Source organism: Pseudonocardia sp. Cha107L01, from assembly GCF_052566575.1.
Genome location: NZ_CP199579.1, coordinates 4,954,416 through 4,972,144, shown reverse-complemented (window position 1 = coordinate 4,972,144; position 17,729 = coordinate 4,954,416). Strand labels below are relative to the sequence as shown.

Genomic DNA, 17,729 nt, shown 5'->3' with positions numbered 1-17,729 from the left:
AGCATCACGTGACGTGAGAGTAGCCCGTGCGCGCGTTGCTGTCACGGCGAGCGTGTCCACCCGCGAAGGAGGTGAGCCCCGTGCGGAACAAGCACTGGCACTGACCGATGGACGGTGACCCCACTTTATCGGAAGGAGGGTGCCGAAATGCGTAATCGCCACTGGTGAAAATTGGTGGACAACCATTGGCGCGAATAGTTGAGGAGGGAACAGCTATGTCCAACAAGCATTGGAACTGACGACCCGAAAAGGCGCCGAACAAATGGACCGGAAAGGAGCTGCGCCATGGACAACCGGCACTGGTGAGACACCGGGCCAGGCCCACCGCACGACAATGTGAAGGAGGTGTCCCGATGGACAACCGCCACTGGTGATCCACACCGCTCAGCCGCCGCTGGAGATGGGCGCGCCGCCAGATCCGACCCCTCGGATACCGGCGGCGGCCCGCCACCGGCGCCAGGCCGAGCTCAGTTGTCCCCAGTCCTCACCCCGGCCGGGTCGAGCAGGTCGGCCACGTGCGCGAGCTCGTTGACGGTGCGCACCGAGCGGCGGCCGCCCCGGGACACGCTGACCCGGGTGATGCCGGTGTAGTCCAGCGGGAAGGTGAGCGGCCGGTCCAGTCCGAGCAGCGCCGCCAGGTAGACGTTGATGGTCCCGGCGTGGGCGAAGCAGACGACCGTCTCGGTGCCCTGGTGGGCGTCGGCAATGTCGGTCAGGGCGCGCTCCACCCTGGTCTGGAAGGCCGCCACGTCCACGTACTCCGGCAGCTGCCCGTCGAGCATCCGCTGCCAGGCCGCCGGGTCCGCCTGGGGCATCTCGTGCACCGGGATGTAGTGGCCCTCCCCGGCGTCGTACTCGGCCAGCCCCGGCACGGTGAGCAGCGCCATCTCGCGCGCTCTGGCCAGCGGCTCCCCCGTCTGCCGGGCCCGCAGCAGCGGGCTGGTGTAGAGCGCGGCCAGCGGCTCAGCGGCCAGCGCCTCGGCCACCCTGGCGGCCTGCCGGTGCCCCAGCTCGGTCAGCGCGGGGCCGGCGCCGGGCTCTCCCCCGGCCTCCCGCGCGGCGGCCACGCCGCCCAACGCACGGTTCGGCAGGGCGTGCCGGACCAGGATCAGTCGCACTAGGCTGGTACCTGGTCGCTGTGGCCGGCGTCGCGCAGCGCGGCGCGCAACGCGTCCGCGTTCTTGTCCAGCTCGCCGGGGTCCGGGCTGGTCTGGGCGTTGCGGAAGTCGAAGTCCCCCAGCCCCCAGGCCGGGAACACGTGCAGGTGCAGGTGCGGCACCTCGAAGCCGGCGATGATCAGCGCCACCCGGGGCGGCTGCCAGACCGCCTGGACCGCCTCGGCGATCCGGTGGCTGACCCCGTGCAGGTGGCCGAGCAGCGTATCGTCGGCGTCCACCCAGTGGTCGACCTCGGCGCGCGGCACGACCAGGGTGTGGCCCGGGCCCATCGGGTTGATGGACAGGAACCCGACCGACACGTCGTCACGCCAGACGAACCGTCCCGGCAACTCGCCCTCGATGATCTTGGTGAACAGTGTTGCCATCGGCTTTCCTTCCCCCGTGGCCCAGTCGACGGACCCCCTCGGACATTAGTCGACGGCCGTCGCCGCGATGAGCGCGCGCGTCGGCCACCACGACCACCCCAGCTAGCCTGTACCCCCAACCGACCCCGGTCGGCACCTGACCGGGTTCGTTCGCAGCAAGGAGAGATGTAATGCAGCCCTGGCCGGGAAGCGCGTATCCGCTCGGCGCCAGCTACGACGGCGCGGGTACCAACTTCGCGGTGTTCTCCGAGATCGCCGACCGGGTCGACCTGTGTCTGTTCGACGAGGCTGGCAACGAGGAGGCCATCCGGCTCCGCGAGGTCGACGGCTTCGTCTGGCACGGCTACCTGCCCAGCGTGGAACCCGGCCAGCGCTACGGCTACCGGGTGCACGGGCCGTACGACCCGGCCACCGGCACCCGCTGCAACCCGAACAAGTTGCTCATCGACCCGTACACGAAGGCGGTGGACGGCGGGGTGGACTGGGACGAGGCGGTGTTCGGCTACCAGTTCGCGTCCCCGGGCGAGCGCAACGACAACGACTCCGCGCTGCACGTGCCCAAGTCCGTCGTGGTGAACCCGTACTTCGACTGGGGCTCGGACCGGCCGCCCAAGACGCCGTACCACGAGACGCTCATCTACGAGGCGCACGTCAAGGGCCTGACCATCGCGCACCCGGACATCCCGGAGGAGGAGCGCGGCAGCTACGCCGGGCTGGCCCACCCCACGATGATCGAGCACCTGCAGCGGCTCGGGGTGACCGCCGTCGAGCTGATGCCGGTGCACGAGTTCCTCAACGACCACCACCTCGAGGAGAAGGGGCTGGCGAACTACTGGGGCTACAACACCGTCGCCTTCCTCGCGCCGTACCACGGCTACGCCTCCGACCTGCGCCCCGGCGGCCAGGTCCGGGAGTTCAAGTCGATGGTCCGGGCGCTGCACCAGGCCGGCATCGAAGTCATCCTCGACGTGGTCTACAACCACACCGCCGAGGGCAACCACATGGGCCCGACGCTGTCCATGCGGGGCATCGACAACCCGGCCTACTACCGGCTGGTGGAGAACGACAAGCAGTACTACCTGGACTACACCGGCACCGGGAACTCGCTCAACGTGCGCAACCCGCACACCCTGCAGCTGATCATGGACTCGCTGCGCTACTGGGTGCTGGACATGCACGTGGACGGGTTCCGGTTCGACCTGGCCTCGGCGCTGGCCAGGGAGTTCTACGACGTGGACCGGCTGAGCACGTTCTTCGACCTGATCCAGCAGGACCCGGTGATCAGCCAGGTCAAGCTGATCGCCGAGCCGTGGGACATCGGCCCCGGCGGCTACCAGGTGGGCAACTTCCCGCCGCTGTGGAGCGAGTGGAACGGCCAGTACCGGGACACCGTCCGCGACTTCTGGCGGGGCGAGCCGGGCACCCTCGGCGAGTTCGCCTCCCGGCTCACCGGCTCCTCGGACCTGTACCAGCACGACGGCCGCCGGCCCTACGCGTCGATCAACTTCGTCACCGCGCACGACGGCTTCACCATGGCCGACCTGGTGTCCTACAACGAGAAGCACAACGACGCCAACGGCGAGGGCGGCAACGATGGCGAGAGCCACAACCGGTCCTGGAACTGCGGGGTGGAGGGTCCCACCGACGACCAGGCGGTGCTCGAGCTGCGCGAGCGCCAGCAGCGCAACTTCATCGCCACCCTGCTGTTCAGCCAGGGCGTGCCGATGCTGCTGCACGGTGACGAGCTGGGCCGCACCCAGGGCGGCAACAACAACGTCTACTGCCAGGACAACAAGGTGTCCTGGATGGACTGGGAGCTGGCCGACAAGAACGCCGGGCTGCTCGGTTTCACCGCCGGGGTGGCCGCGGTCCGGGCCGCGCACCCGATCTTCCGGCGCCGCCGGTTCTTCTCCGGTCGCTCGCTGGTCCGCGGCGCGGCGGACACGGATGAGCTCAACGACATCGCCTGGTTCACCCCGTCCGGCGAGGAGATGACGGACCGGGACTGGTCGTCGGGCTTCGGTCAGTGCGTCACGGTGTTCCTCAACGGCGACGGCATCCCGGACGTCGACGAGCGCGGCGACCGGATCCTCGACGACTCGTTCCTGCTCTGCTTCAACGCCTCCTCCGAGGACATCGAGGTCACCCTGCCCGGTGAGCGGTACGGCGGCCCGTGGGCCGTGGTGGTCGACACCGCCGTCGGCGAGGTGCACACGCTGTCCGACGCGCCCGGCATCGTGGCTCACGAGCCGGAGACCCTAACCGAGGGCAGCACGATGACCGTGCCGTCCCGCTCCCTGCTCGTGCTGCAACGAACGGACTAGAGCTGTGCCGACAGACCGCGCCACGCGACCGCAGGTGCCCACCTCGACCTACCGGCTGCAGCTGCACGCCGGCTTCACCTTCACCCAGGCCGCCGAGCTCACCGACTACCTCGCCGAGCTCGGCGTGGGTGCGCTGTACGCCTCGCCGATGCTCCAGGCCGCCCCCGGGTCCAACCACGGCTACGACGTGGCCGACCCGACCAGGGCATCCACCGAACGGGGCGGCGAGCAGGGCCGCCAGCAGATGGTGGCCGCCGTGCGCGCGGCCGGGCTGGGCCTGCTGGTCGACATCGTGCCCAACCACGTCGGCGTCGCGGTGCCGACCGCCAACCCGTGGTGGTCCGATGTGCTGGTGCACGGGCGCGACTCCGCCTACGCGACGTACTTCGACATCGACTGGGCGGCCGGGCCGCTGCTGCTGCCGGTGCTCGGAGCGGCGTCGGAGGCCGACGAGGACGCCGAGCTGGAACGGCTCGAGGTGGTCCGCGACGAGCACGGCTACCCCGGGCTGCGCTACTACGAGCACCTGTTCCCGGTGGCGCACGGCAGCGCCGACGACGGCTCCCCGCGCGAGGTGCACGCCCGGCAGCACTACCGGCTGGTGTCCTGGCGCCGCGGCGCCGCCGAGCTGACCTACCGGCGGTTCTTCGACGTCTCCGACCTCGCCGCCGTGCGGGTGGAGGACCCGGTGGTGTTCGAGGCCGTGCACCGCGAGGTGCTGCGCTGGGTGGCCGCCGGTGAGGTGGACGGGCTGCGGGTGGACCACCCCGACGGGCTCACCGACCCGGGCGGGTACCTGCGCCGGCTGCGCGCCGCGCTCGGCCCCGACCGCTGGCTGCTGGTGGAGAAGATCCTCGGTGTCGGCGAGACGCTGCCGGCGTCCTGGCCGGTGGACGGCACGACCGGCTACGAGGCCCTGCGCGAGATCTGCGGGGTGTTCGTGGACCCGGCCGGCGCCGGGCTGCTCACCCAGTTCGCCGCCGAGCACACCGGCGAGCGGCTGGCCGCGCACACCGTGGAACGCCGGGCCCGGCGCGAGGTGGCGGGCAGCATCCTGGCCGCCGAGGTGCGCCGGATCGCCCGGCTGCTGCCCTCGCCGACCACCGGCGGCCCGGGAGGCACTCACAGCGAACCCGACAGCGGCACCGACAGCGGCAGCGACACCGCCGCCGAGGCCGAGACCCCCGTCGACGGCGACCCGGCCAAGGCGGTCGAGGCGGTGGCCGAGCTGCTGTGCTCGTTCCCGGTCTACCGCTCCTACCTGCCGGAGGGGCGCAGCGCGCTGGACGTGGCCCTGTCGGTGGCGCGGACCAACCGGCCGGACCTGACCGAGCCACTGGAGCAGCTTTACCTGCGGATGCTGGCCGAGCCGGACGGCGAGCTGGCCCGGCGGGTGCAGCAGACCTCCGGGATGGTGACCGCGAAGGGTGTCGAGGACACCGCCTTCTACCGGTGGAACCGGCTGGTCGCACTGAACGAGGTCGGTGGCGACCCGGCCCAGTTCGGGATCTCGGTGGCGGACCTGCACGCCGGCGCCACCGCCAGACAGGCCGCCACACCGGCCAGCATGACCACCCTGTCCACGCACGACACCAAGCGCTCCGAGGACGTCCGGGCCCGGCTGGCGGTGCTGGCCGAGCTGCCCGGCGAGTGGGCCTCGGCGGTGCGCGGCTGGGCGGCGGCGCACCCGCTGCCGGAGCGGTCGCTGGAGCTGCTGGCCTGGCAGTGCCTCGTCGGCGCCTGGCCGATCACCGCCGAGCGGATGTCCGCCTACCTGCTCAAGGCCGCCAAGGAAGCCAAGCTGGCGACCAGCCACGTGGACCCGGTGCCCGAGGTGGACGCGGCGATCGCCGAGTGGCCGGCGGCGGTGCTTGCCGATCCGGCGACCGTCGCCTCGATCGAGGAGTTCGTGGCCCGGATCGCCCCGGCCGGCTGGTCCAACTCGCTGGGCCAGAAGCTGGTGCAGCTGGCCGGGCCGGGCGTGCCGGACGTCTACCAGGGCACCGAGTGCTTCGAGTACTCGCTGGTCGACCCGGACAACCGGCGCCCGGTCGACTTCGCCACACGCCGCGCCCTGCTGGCCCGCCTCGACGACCACTGGCTACCCCCGGTGGACGAGACCGGGGCGGCCAAGCTGCTGGTCACCGCGTCCGCGCTGCGGCTGCGCCGGTGGCGGCCCGAGCTGTTCGACGGCTACCGAGCACTGGTCGCGGACGGCCCGGCCGCCGGGCACGCGGTCGCGTTCGCCCGCGATGCCGGCGTGGTCGCGGTCGCCACCCGGCTCCCCGTCGGGTTGGCCGCACGGGGCGGTTGGAGCGACACCACGCTGGCGCTGCCGGACGGCGCCGCCGACTGGACCGACGTGATCACCGGCGAGTCGGTGCGGGGTTCGGCACCCCGGCTGGGCGAGCTGCTGGCCCAGTACCCGGTCGCCCTCCTGGTCCGCCCTGCCTAGGGGAGCTCGTCGGGTTCCCGCCGAGATCGACACCATGGCTGCCGCCAGGGTCGGAGGACGACCGTCCTGTCGATCTCGGCGGCCGAGCGCGGCCGCACGGACCTACCGAACGGCCGCCGCGGACTGGCCGCGGATCACCCGGCGGAGTGACGCTTGACACAGTGGTCGGGGGGACCTAGCTTCGCCGAGTAATCGTTTTCTCGCCCTTCCTCAGCGATCGAGAGATCGAGCAGAGACTCGAGCGGCTGCTTCGGCGTGAGGTGTGATGGACGGCAAGCCGGGCGCATCGGTCGACATGATCGGCGTGAGCAAGTCCTACGGTGGGGTGCACGCCGTGCGCGGCGTCGACTTCAGCATCCGGCCCGGCGAGGTGCACGCGCTGCTCGGGGAGAACGGCGCTGGCAAGTCCACCCTGATGAAGGTGCTCTGCGGTGAGGTGAGCGGCTACCGGGGCGAGATCCGGATCGACGGTCGGCCGGTGGCGTTGAGCAGCCCGGTGGACGCGCAGCGCGCCGGCATCGCGATGATCCACCAGGAGCTGGACCTGGTGCCCGCGTTGTCCATCGCGGAGAACGTCTGGCTCGGCCGCGAGCCGCGGACCCGGCTGCGCACCGTCGACGTGCGCCGGATGGTCCGGGACACCGCCCGGCTGCTGGCCCGCGCCGGAGTCCGGCTGGACCCGCGCCGACCGGTGGAACAGCTGCGCACCGGCGAGCAGCAGTTGGTCACCATCGCCAAGGCACTCTCCCTAGACGCGCGCATCCTGATCATGGACGAGCCCACCTCGGCGTTGTCCAGCCACGAGGTCGACCAGCTGTTCGGGGTGATCGGCGAGCTGCGCGGGGCGGGTACCGGCATCGTGTACATCTCGCACCGGATGGACGAGATCGGCCGGGTGGCCGACCGGGCGACGGTACTGCGCAACGGGTCGGTGGTCGCCGAGTTCGACGCCCGTTCGATGACCGCGACGCAGGCTTCCGAGGCGATGGTCGGCCGGCCGCTGCACCAGATGTTCCGGGCCGGCACGCACCGGCCGGTGGCCGAGGCGGACGAGCTCCTGCGGGTGGAGAACCTGGTGGTCATCCCCCGGCGCCCGCGCGCCGGCCGGCGCGATCCGGCCGGGATCAGCCTGCGGGTGCGCCGGGGCGAGATCGTCGGGCTGGCCGGCCTGCTCGGCTCCGGGCGCACCGAGCTGCTGGAAACGCTGTTCGGTCTCGGGCTGAAGGGGCACTGGACCGGGCGGGTGCTGCTCGCCGACCGGCCGGTGCGCCCGACCGGGCCTCGGCAGGCGCTGCGGCTGGGGTTCGCGTTCGTACCGGAGGACCGCCGGATCGCCGGGCTCGCGCTGGACCACTCCGTGCTGGCCAACACGGTGCTCTCGGTGGTCGGCCGGATCGCGAAGCTGGGCGTGGTGTCCCGGTCCACCGAACAGGCCCTCACCCGGCGGACCACCGAGCGGCTCAGCGTGAAGCTGGCCTCGATGAGCAGCCCGGTCGGCTCGCTGTCCGGCGGCAACCAGCAGAAGGTCGTGCTCGGTCGCGGCCTGCTCACCGAGCCGACCCTGCTGCTGCTCGACGAGCCGACCAGGGGCGTGGACATCGGCGCCAAGGCGGAGATCTACCGGCTGCTCGGCGAGATCGCCGGCGAAGGGGTGGGGGTGCTGCTCGCCTCCTCGGAGCCGGCGGAGCTGATCGGCGTCTGCGACCGGGTGGTCGTGCTGCGCGGCGGCCGCAGCGTGCGGGAGCTCGACACGGCTGGGGTCAGCGAGGCCACGCTGCTCGCGTCGGCGATGGGCGAGGGCGCGATGGGCGAGGGTGCGCGACCGCCGGAACCGGCGCTGGGAGAAGCCGGATGACCGAGCACACCAGGACCGAAGAGGAGCAGGCCGCCGGCGCCACGCCCGACCTACCGACCCCGACCGACGGCGAGACCCCGGCCGGCACCGAGTCGCCGGGCGGCAGCGAGTCGCCGGGCGACGGCGAGTCGCCGGGCGGCAGCGCGCCTGCCGGCGAGTCGCCGGACGGGCAGCTTCCCGGCCGCGTCGCACGGATCGCCGCCACGCTGTTCAAGTTCCAGAGCCTGTTCGGCCTGGTGTTGGTGTTTGTCGCCGCCGCCGCGCTGTCCCCGAGCCGCGACGGCGAGCTGGTGTTCCTGGACTCGCAGAACCTGTTCAACGTGGTGCGCTCGATCTCCGAGATCGGCATCCTGTCGGTCGGGATGACGCTGGTGATCCTGGTCGGCGGCATCGACCTGTCGGTCGGCTCGGTGCTCGGTCTGGCCAGCGTCGGCGCGGCCACCCTGCTGGTGAACAACGACCTCGGTGTCGCCGTCACCGTGCTGCTGGTGCTCGCCATCGGCCTGGGGTTCGGCCTGCTGCAGGGGTTCTCCGTCGCCAAGTTCGGCATCCAGGCGTTCATCGTCACGCTGGCCGGCATGCAGATCGCCCGTGGCCTGGCCCGGATCTGGTCCGGCGGCCAAGGTATCTCGATCACCTACGGCGACGGTCCTGGACAGGCGCCGGTGGTGTTCTCCCTGCTCGGCGAGCGGACGTTCAACGGCCTGGTACCGATCCCGGCGCTGATCTTCATCGTGGTCGCCGTGCTGGCCATCGTGCTGCTGCGGGTCAGCGCGTTCTCCCGGCACGTCTACGCGATCGGCGGCAACGAGAAGGCGGCCCGGCTCTCCGGTGTACCGGTCACCCGGGTGAAGATCGCGGTCTTCGGGATCTGCGGGGTGCTCGCCGCGCTGGCCGGACTGGTGCACGCCGGGCAGCTCAACTTCGGCGCGCCGAACGACGGCGCCATGTACGAGCTGGACGCCATCGCCGCCGTGGTGATCGGCGGCACCAGCCTGATGGGCGGCCGGGGCTCGGTGGTCGGCACGGTGGCCGGGGCGCTGCTGGTCGGCGTGCTGCGCAACATCCTGGCGCTGAACAACATCGACTCGAACATCCAGCTCCTGATCATCGGCCTGGTCATCGTGCTCGCCGCCGGCCTGCAGCGGCTCAGACCCGCGTCCGTGAGTTCCTAAGAAGGGGGATACGCCATGACAACGAAGTCAACCGGCCAGACCTGGGCGGCCGCGCTCGCGGCCTGCGCCGTGCTCATCCTGTCCGCCTGCGGGACGACCAGTGAGAACAGCCAGCCGAAGCCCAGCGGCGCGCCCACCGCGGCCAAATGTGGCGCCGACGGCAAGTACACCATCGGCATGAGCCAGGCCAATGTGGCCGAGCCGTACCGGCAGCGGATGGACGACGACATCCGCAAGGCCGCCGCCGCCGTACCCCAGTTCACGGTGAACTTCGCCGACGCCGCCCAGGACAACTCCAAGCAGGTCGAGCAGGTGGACACCTTCCTCGCCCAGCGGATCGACCTACTGGTCATCAGCCCGAACGAGGCCACCCCGCTCACCGCGCCGGTGAAACGGGCCTTCGACAAGGGCATCCCGGTGCTCGTGCTGGACCGCAAGGTGGACGGCGACGCGTACACCTCGTTCATCGGCGCGGACAACGTGGAGATCGGCCGCCAGGCCGGCCAGTACTTCTCCAAGACGCTGCTGCCGAACGGCGGGAAGATCGCCGTGCTGCGCGGGCTGGCCGGCTCGACCCCGGCGAAGGAGCGCCTGGACGGCTTCAACGACGGTATGAAGGGCTCGAACATCCAGGTCGTGGCCACCGCGGACGGTGACTGGCTGCGGGACAAGGGCCAGCAGCAGGCGGACGCGGTGCTGAAGGCACACCCGGACGTCCAGGCGATCTACTCGGAGAACGACCCGATGGCCGAGGGCGCCCGCATCGCCGCGCAGAACGCCGGCAAGCCGGACCTGCCGATCACCGGCATCGACGCCCTGCCGATCGAGTCGGGCGGGATGAAGGCGGTGTCCGCCGGCCGGCTGTCCGCCACCTGGATGTACCCGACCGGCGGCAGGGAAGCGATCGACACGGCGAAGCAGATCCTGCTCGACTGCCAGCAGGCGCCCAGGACGCAGACGCTGCCCACCCGGCTGATCACCAAGGACAACGCGGACCAGGTCTATGCCGAGCTGAACAAGAGCTAGCGCGCATTCCCCGCACACACAGCTCCACCGGCTCGACACAGCGGCCCAGGCCGCTGTGTGGGCTAGCCGCGCCCTGTGTCGGCGGAGTCTGGGCTCCGGCAGCTGCTGCCGCGCTCGATCAGGCGGGCCTCGAGGGTACGGACGGTGACCTCGGGGGTGGCGCCGCGGATTCGGTCGAGCAGCAACTCGGCGGCCAGCGCACCCAGCTCGTAGGCAGGTTGCGCGACCACAGTGAGCGGCGGGTCGATCAGCGAGGCCCAGGGCGCGTCGTCGAAGGCCACCACCCCGACGTCGGCGCCCAACCTCGACCCGGCGGCCCGCAGCGCCTCCAGCACGCCGATGGCCTGCGCGCTGTTGGCCACCAACAGGGCGTCCACCCGGCCGGCGACCAACAGCTCCGCGGTGGCCCGCTCGGCGCCCTCGGCACGGTATTCCGTGCGGCGTACCAGCCGATAGTCCTCCCGGCGACCGGCGGCGGCCAACGCGGCTCGATAGCCCGCCAGCCGATCGTCGGCGGTGCGGATCCCGACCGGGCCGGTGACGCAGCCGATGTACTGATAACCGGACCGGATCAGGTGGGCGGTGGCCTCGGCGGCGGCCAGCCGCGTGTTCACCAGCACCTGGTCCACCCCGGGCAGCGGCCGATCCACCGCCACCACGGGGGTGCCCCGCCCGAGCAGCGCGCCGACGTTGGTCGACTCCCCGGACGGCGACAGGACCACACCGGCCACCCGTTCCTCGACCGCCATGTCCAGATACCGGCGCTCCTTGTCCAGGTTCTCGTCGGAGTTGCACAGCACGACCGAGTAACCGGCGGTGAGCGCGACGTCCTCCACACCTCGCGCCACCGAGGTGAAGAACGGGTTCGCCACATCCGAGATGATCAACGCCAGCACGGCGGTCCGGCGTTTGCGCAGGCTGCGGGCCAGGCCGTTCGGCTGGTAGCCCAGTTCGGCCGCCGCCGCGCGCACCCTGGCCGCCAGCCCCGGATCGACCGTCGCCTTGCCGTTCAGGGTGCGCGAGACAGTGGCCACCGACACCCCCGCCCGCGCGGCAACGTCGGTGATGGTCGCCATGTCGGTCGCCTCTTCCCGGGCCCGCCAGCGGCCTGTGGCACCGCCCTCGGCGCAGGATAGCGCCGTACCCGGGTAAACGATTACTCCAGTCGCTGACCGGCGGGACACGCCACCGGAGGAGCCCAGCGCTCGCGGCGCCGCCGATGCCCCGGCATCATGGCCCGACGTGACGGACTTCGAGGTGTGGGCGCCCGAGCGGGCCCGGGTGCGGGTGGACGTGGCGGGTGAGGTGCACGACCTCACGCCGGCCGGCGACGGTTGGTGGCGGGTCGAGGTGCCGACCGCAGGGCCCGGCACCGACTACGCCTACCTGCTGGACGACGACCCGACCCCGCTGCCCGACCCCCGCTCGCGCCGTCAGCCGAACGGGGTGCACGGCCCGTCCCAGATCTACCGTCCCGAGGCGTTCGCCTGGACCGACCACGCCTGGACCGGTCGGGCACTACCGGGCAGCGTGATCTACGAGCTGCACATCGGCACGTTCACCGAGGCCGGCACGTTCGACGCGGCCATCGAGCGGCTGGACCACCTCGTCCAACTGGGCGTGGACCTGGTCGAGGTGCTGCCGGTCAACGCCGTGGACGGGCCGCGCAACTGGGGCTACGACGGCGTGCTCTGGTACGCGACGACGGAGAACTACGGCGGGCCGGAGGCGTTCCAGCGGTTCGTGGACTCCTGCCACCACCGGGGCCTCGGTGTGCTGCTGGACGTGGTGCACAACCACCTCGGACCGTCCGGGGCCTACCTGGACAGGTTCGGCCCGTACTTCGCCGGCAGCAACATCTGGGGCCCTTCGCTGAACCTGGACGGCGCGGGTTCGGACGAGGTGCGCCGCTATGTGATCGAGAACGCCCTGATGTGGCTGCGTGACTTCCACGTCGACGGGTTGCGCCTCGACGCGGTGCACGCGCTGCGCGACTCCCGGGCGGTGCACCTGCTCGAGGACCTGTCCGTCGAGGTCGAGGCGCTGTCCGCGCACGTGCGGCGGCCGCTCACGCTGATCGCCGAGTCGGACCTGAACGACCCGAAGCTGATCACCGCGCGGGAGGGCGGCGGCTACGGGCTGCACGCGCAGTGGGACGACGACATCCACCACCAGCTGCACGCCGCGCTGACCGGCGAGCGGCAGGGCTACTACGTCGACTTCGGCTCGCTGCCCGGACTGGCCACCACCCTGCGCCAGGCCTTCTTCCACAGCGACACGCGCTCCGCGTTCCGCCGCCGGCTGCACGGCCGGCCGGTGAACACCCATCTTCTGCCGGCGCACCGCTTCCTCGCCTACCTGCAGAACCACGACCAGATCGGCAACCGGGCCGCCGGCGACCGGATCTCGGCCACCCTGTCCCCCGGGCTGCTGGCCTGCGGCGCCGCGCTGGTGCTGTGCTCGCCCTACACTCCGATGCTGTTCATGGGCGAGGAGTGGGGCGCCCGCACCCCGTGGCAGTTCTTCTCCCACTTCCCGGACCCGGAGCTGCGCGAGAAGGTCCGCATCGGGCGTACCAACGAGTTCGCCGAGCACGGCTGGGACGCCGCCGCCCAGGTGCCGGACCCGAACGCGGAAAGTACGTTCCTGGACTCCAAGCTGGACTGGTCGGAGCCGGACGCCGAACCGCACACCACGCTGCTGCGCACCTACCGCGACCTGATCGCACTGCGCCGGGCCCGCCCCGAGCTCACCGACCCGTGGCTGGACCGGCTGCGGGTGGAGGTGCACGAGGCGGCGCGGACCGTGGTGCTGCACCGGGGCGACCTGCGGGTCGTGGTGAACCTGGGCGCCCGGCCGGCCACCGTCGCACTGGACGGGCCGGGCCGCGAGATCCTGCTGGCCAGCGCGGCCCCCTCGATCAAGGACACCGACCTGTTCATCCCCGCCGAATCCTTCGCCGTCGTCGAACTCTGACCCCGTTCGGCGCCCCTTTGCGGTGAGCGGCGGTTCGGGGGTGCCACCGCGCGCGCCCCGACGGGCGCCCAGTACCCCTCCAGTGTTCGATTGACCACGCTCTGGCGTTGAGCGCGCCACAGTACGGTTTCCCCTAACCGCATTGCCTTAAAGTGCTGCCCATGACAGTGCCGTCGACACAGTCGTCCGATCCGATGCTGACGCTTGCCGGCGAGTTCCCGCCCGCCACCAGGGATGAGTGGCGAGAGCTCGTCGCCGGTGTGCTGCGCAAGGCCGGCCGCTTGCCGGAGGACGCCGCCGGGCCGGTGGAAGACCTGCTCGCCACCGCCTTGGCCGAGGGCGTCACCATCGCCCCGCTCTACACCGCCGAGGACGCCAGCGAGCCCCCCGGCGCGCCCGGCCTGGCCCCGTTCGTGCGGGGTGCGCGCCCGATGGGGGCCAGCCCGGACGGCTGGGACCTGCGCCAGCGGCACACCGACCCGGACCCGGCGGCCACCGCCGAGGCGGTGCTGGGCGACCTGGAGAACGGCGTCACGTCGCTGTGGCTGGTTCTCGGCGAGGGTGCGCTGCCGGTCGACTCGCTGCCCGTGGTGCTGGAGAAGGTGCTGCTCGACCTGGCACCGATCGCGCTGGACGCTGGGCCGCACACCGAGGAGGCGGCGCGGTCGCTGTTCGCGCTGGCCGGCGAGCGCGAGGTACCGGCCGGTGCACTGTCCGGCACCCTCGGCGCCGACCCGCTGGGGCGCCTCGCCGCCGTGGACGCCGACACCGACGTCGACGCCGGACTGCGGCTCGCCGCGGAGCTGGCCACCCGGTGCCGGCGGGAGTACCCGAACCTGCGCGCGGTGACGGTGGACGCGACCGCCTACCACGGTGCCGGCGCGGACGACGCCCAGGAGCTGGGGTGTTCGCTCGCCGCCGGGGTGGCCTATCTGCGCGCGCTGACCGGTGCCGGGCTGCCCGTCGCCGAGGCGCTGAGTCAGCTGGAGTTCCGCTACGCGGCCACCGCCGACCAGTTCGCCACCATCGCCAAGCTGCGCGCGGCACGGGGCCTCTGGGCGCGGGTGGCCCGGGAGTGCGGCGACGGCGGTGCGCCCGGCCCGGAGTCCGCGCAGCTGCAGCACGCGGTCAGCTCCGAGACGATGATCACCGCACGGGACCCTTGGGTGAACATGCTGCGCGGCACCCTGGCCTGCTTCGCCGCCGGCGTTGGCGGCGCGAACTCGGTGACCGTGCTGCCGTTCGACTCCGCGCTCGGGCTGCCCGACAAGTTCTCCCGGCGCATCGCCCGCAACACCCAGTCGCTGCTGATCTCCGAGTCGCACGTGGCCAGGGTGATCGACCCGGCCGGCGGCTCCTGGTACGTCGAGCAGCTCACCACCGCGCTGTCGCGCCGCGCCTGGGAGGTGTTCACCGGCATCGAGCGCTCCGGCGGCCTGCTGGCCGCGCTGCGGGACGGCTCGTTGGCCGGCACGCTGGCCGCCACCTGGTCGAAACGCGAGCGGCGCCTGGCCACCCGCAAGGAGCCGATCCTCGGCGTCAGCGAGTTCCCGAATCCGACGGAGAAGCTGCCCACCCGGGCCCCGGACAACCGCCCGGCCAGCCACGGTGTGCTCCCCCGGGTCCGCAGGGCGGCCGCCTTCGAAGCGCTGCGGGACCGCGCCGACGCGCACACCACCGAGACCGGCCGACGCCCGGCGGTGTTCCTGGCCACCCTCGGCTCGCTGGCCTCGTCGAGCGCGCGCGCCGGCTTCGCCACCAACCTGTTCCAGGCGGGCGGCCTTCAGACGCCGAGCGGTGGCGGCAGCCCCGCCGAGGTCGCCGAGGCGTTCACCGCGGCCGGCACGAAGATCGCCTGCCTGTGCGGCACCGACCAGTCCTACGCGGACGGGGCCGGGGAGCTGGCCACGGCGCTGCGCGAGGCCGGCGCCGCCAAGGTGCTTCTTGCCGGAAAGCCTGGCACCGTGAGCGGCACCGACGCGATCGATGGGTACGTGTACGCCGGTTGCGACGCCATCGAGGTGCTCACCGGCGCGCTGGATGAACTGGGGGTGAACTCGTGACCGAGCCCGCGAGGTCACCGGTGGACACAGCGACGCCGGGCACGGCGGCGACGAGCGCCAGCGAGGAGTTGACGTGACCATCCCGAACTTCGGCGAGCTGCCGTTCGAGGAGCCCACCGCGGCGGGACCGCCCTACAATGGGGACCCCGCGGCCGGTAAACAGTGGGCCGAGCTGGTCCGCGATGCCACCGGCAGCGACCCGGACGAGCTGAGCTGGGCCACCCCGGAGGGCATCGCGGTGCCCCCGCTGTACACCGCCGCCGACACCGAGGGGCTCGACTTCCTGGGCACCTACCCGGGTATCGCCCCGTACCTGCGCGGCCCCTACCCGACCATGTACGCGACCCAGCCGTGGACCGTCCGGCAGTACGCCGGGTTCTCCACCGCCTCGGAGTCCAACGCGTTCTACCGGCGCAACCTGGCGGCCGGGCAGAAAGGCCTCTCGGTCGCGTTCGACCTGCCCACCCACCGCGGCTACGACTCCGACCACCCCCGGGTGCCCGGTGACGTGGGCATGGCCGGCGTGGCGATCGACTCGATCTACGACATGCGCCAGCTGTTCGACGGCATCCCGCTGGACAAGATGAGCGTCTCGATGACGATGAACGGCGCGGTGTTGCCGGTGCTCGCGCTGTACATCGTGGCCGCCGAGGAACAGGGCGTCCCCCCGGAGAAGCTGGCCGGCACCATCCAGAACGACATCCTCAAAGAGTTCATGGTCCGCAACACCTACATCTACCCGCCGCAGCCGTCGATGCGGATCATCTCGGACATCTTCACCTACACCTCCCAGAAGATGCCCAAGTTCAACTCGATCTCGATCTCGGGCTACCACATCCAGGAGGCCGGGGCGACCGCCGACCTGGAACTGGCGTACACGCTGGCCGACGGCGTGGAGTACCTGCGGGCCGGGGTGGGCGCGGGGCTGGACATCGACGCCTTCGCGCCACGGCTGTCGTTCTTCTGGGCGATCGGGATGAACTTCTTCATGGAGGTCGCCAAGCTGCGGGCCGGCCGGCTGCTCTGGGCCAGGCTGGTCAAGCAGTTCGACCCGAAGAACGCCAAGTCGCTGTCGCTGCGCACCCACTGCCAGACCTCCGGCTGGTCACTGACCGCCCAGGACGTCTACAACAACGTGGTGCGCACCTGTATCGAGGCGATGGCCGCCACCCAGGGCCACACCCAGTCACTGCACACCAACGCGCTGGACGAGGCGCTGGCGCTGCCCACCGACTTCTCCGCGCGGATCGCCCGGAACACCCAGCTGCTGCTGCAGCAGGAGTCCGGCACCACCCGGGTGATCGACCCCTGGGGCGGCAGCTACTACATCGAGCGACTCACCTACGACCTCGCCCGGCGCGCCTGGGAGCACATCGAGGAGGTCGAGGCGGCCGGTGGGATGGCCAAGGCGATCGACGAGGGCATCCCGAAACTGCGCATCGAAGAGGCGGCCGCCCGCACCCAGGCCCGGATCGACTCCGGCCGCCAGCCGGTGATCGGGATCAACACCTACCGGGTGGACGCCGACGAGGCGATCGACGTTCTCAAGATCGACAACGCCGACGTGCTGGCCCAGCAGGTGGCCCGGCTGCGCAAGCTCCGCGAGGAGCGCGACACCGGTGAGTGTGAGGCCGCGCTCGCGGCGCTCACCTCGGCCGCCGAGGCCGGCAAACGCGGCGAGCAGTCCACCGGCCTGGAGCAGAACCTGCTGGCCCTGGCGGTGGACGCGGCCCGGGCGAAGGCCACCGTCGGAGAGATCTCCGACGCGCTGGAGAAGGTGTACGGGCGGCACACCGCGTCCATGCGGACACTGTCCGGGGTCTACCGGGAGGAGGCCGGACAGGTGAGTGCCATCGAGGACTGCCGGGCCGCCGCCGAGGAGTTCGAGCGCGAGACCGGCCGGCGACCCCGGATCCTGGTGGCCAAGATGGGCCAGGACGGCCACGACCGGGGCCAGAAGGTGATCGCCACCGCGTTCGCCGACCTGGGCTTCGACGTGGACGTGGGCCCGCTGTTCCAGACCCCGGCCGAGGTGGCCCGCCAGGCGGTGGAGGCCGACGTACACGTCGTCGGGGTGTCCTCGCTCGCCGCCGGGCACCTGACGCTGGTTCCCGCGCTGCGCGACGAGCTGGCCGCGCTGGACGCCTCGGACGTCCTCGTCGTGGTCGGCGGGGTGATCCCGCCGGGCGACTTCGACGCGCTGCGCGAGGCCGGCGCTGCCGCGATCTTCCCGCCCGGCACGGTGATCGCTGAGGCCGCGACCGAGCTACTCGACACGCTGCGCGAGCGGGCGCACGCCGCCACCTCCTGAC

11 protein-coding genes are annotated in these 17,729 nt (G+C 71.8%); 8 read left to right on the top strand and 3 right to left on the bottom strand.

Annotated elements, in window-relative coordinates; genetic code table 11:
- Nucleotides 1-467: 467 nt before the first annotated feature.
- Both ACTXG6_RS23295 and ACTXG6_RS23290 read right to left on the bottom strand, forming a co-directional pair.
- A complete protein-coding gene (locus ACTXG6_RS23295) occupies nucleotides 468-1,118 on the bottom strand; it encodes a histidine phosphatase family protein (protein ID WP_445181479.1) in 651 nt (216 codons plus the stop codon).
- A complete protein-coding gene (locus ACTXG6_RS23290) occupies nucleotides 1,118-1,543 on the bottom strand; it encodes an HIT family protein (protein WP_445181478.1) in 426 nt (141 codons plus the stop codon). The genes ACTXG6_RS23295 and ACTXG6_RS23290 overlap by 1 nt, the downstream gene beginning before the upstream one ends.
- Before the next feature lie 170 nt (nucleotides 1,544-1,713).
- On the opposite strand from ACTXG6_RS23290, the gene glgX reads away from it, so the two are divergent.
- The 5 genes from glgX to ACTXG6_RS23265 all read left to right on the top strand — a co-directional run bounded on the left by glgX (nucleotide 1,714) and on the right by ACTXG6_RS23265 (nucleotide 10,378).
- Entirely contained in the window at nucleotides 1,714-3,867 is a 2,154-nt protein-coding gene (gene glgX, locus ACTXG6_RS23285; RefSeq protein ID WP_445181477.1) for a glycogen debranching protein GlgX, read from the top strand.
- Between the two features lie 34 nt (nucleotides 3,868-3,901).
- Nucleotides 3,902-6,322, top strand: coding sequence for a malto-oligosyltrehalose synthase (gene treY / locus ACTXG6_RS23280; protein WP_445181476.1), 2,421 nt, complete (start codon nucleotides 3,902-3,904; stop codon nucleotides 6,320-6,322).
- Nucleotides 6,323-6,587: 265 nt separating this feature from the next.
- Nucleotides 6,588-8,177, top strand: coding sequence for a sugar ABC transporter ATP-binding protein (locus ACTXG6_RS23275; protein ID WP_445181475.1), 1,590 nt, complete (start codon nucleotides 6,588-6,590; stop codon nucleotides 8,175-8,177).
- The gene (locus ACTXG6_RS23270; protein ID WP_445181474.1) at nucleotides 8,174-9,352 is read left to right on the top strand and encodes an ABC transporter permease; all 1,179 of its coding nucleotides are present in this window, start codon (nucleotides 8,174-8,176) and stop codon (nucleotides 9,350-9,352) included. Before ACTXG6_RS23275 ends, ACTXG6_RS23270 begins: the two co-directional genes overlap by 4 nt.
- Before the next feature lie 15 nt (nucleotides 9,353-9,367).
- Entirely contained in the window at nucleotides 9,368-10,378 is a 1,011-nt protein-coding gene (locus ACTXG6_RS23265) for a substrate-binding domain-containing protein (RefSeq protein ID WP_445181473.1), read from the top strand.
- A gap of 62 nt (nucleotides 10,379-10,440) precedes the next feature.
- Here the strand turns inward: ACTXG6_RS23265 and ACTXG6_RS23260 are convergent, their stop codons facing one another.
- Nucleotides 10,441-11,454 (bottom strand): LacI family DNA-binding transcriptional regulator, encoded by a 1,014-nt coding sequence (locus tag ACTXG6_RS23260; protein WP_445181472.1) that lies wholly within the window; start codon nucleotides 11,452-11,454, stop codon nucleotides 10,441-10,443.
- Between the two features lie 166 nt (nucleotides 11,455-11,620).
- Between ACTXG6_RS23260 and treZ the strand changes: the two genes are divergently transcribed.
- The 3 genes from treZ to scpA all read left to right on the top strand — a co-directional run bounded on the left by treZ (nucleotide 11,621) and on the right by scpA (nucleotide 17,728).
- A complete protein-coding gene (treZ, locus tag ACTXG6_RS23255) occupies nucleotides 11,621-13,354 on the top strand; it encodes a malto-oligosyltrehalose trehalohydrolase (RefSeq protein ID WP_445181471.1) in 1,734 nt (577 codons plus the stop codon).
- A 161-nt stretch (nucleotides 13,355-13,515) separates the two neighbouring features.
- A complete protein-coding gene (locus ACTXG6_RS23250) occupies nucleotides 13,516-15,417 on the top strand; it encodes a methylmalonyl-CoA mutase family protein (RefSeq protein WP_445181470.1) in 1,902 nt (633 codons plus the stop codon).
- Between the two features lie 73 nt (nucleotides 15,418-15,490).
- Nucleotides 15,491-17,728 carry a methylmalonyl-CoA mutase gene (scpA, locus tag ACTXG6_RS23245; RefSeq protein WP_445181469.1) on the top strand — a complete coding sequence of 746 codons (2,238 nt, stop codon included), beginning with the start codon at nucleotides 15,491-15,493 and terminating at the stop codon, nucleotides 17,726-17,728.
- The last annotated feature ends 1 nt before the right edge of the window (nucleotide 17,729 follow it).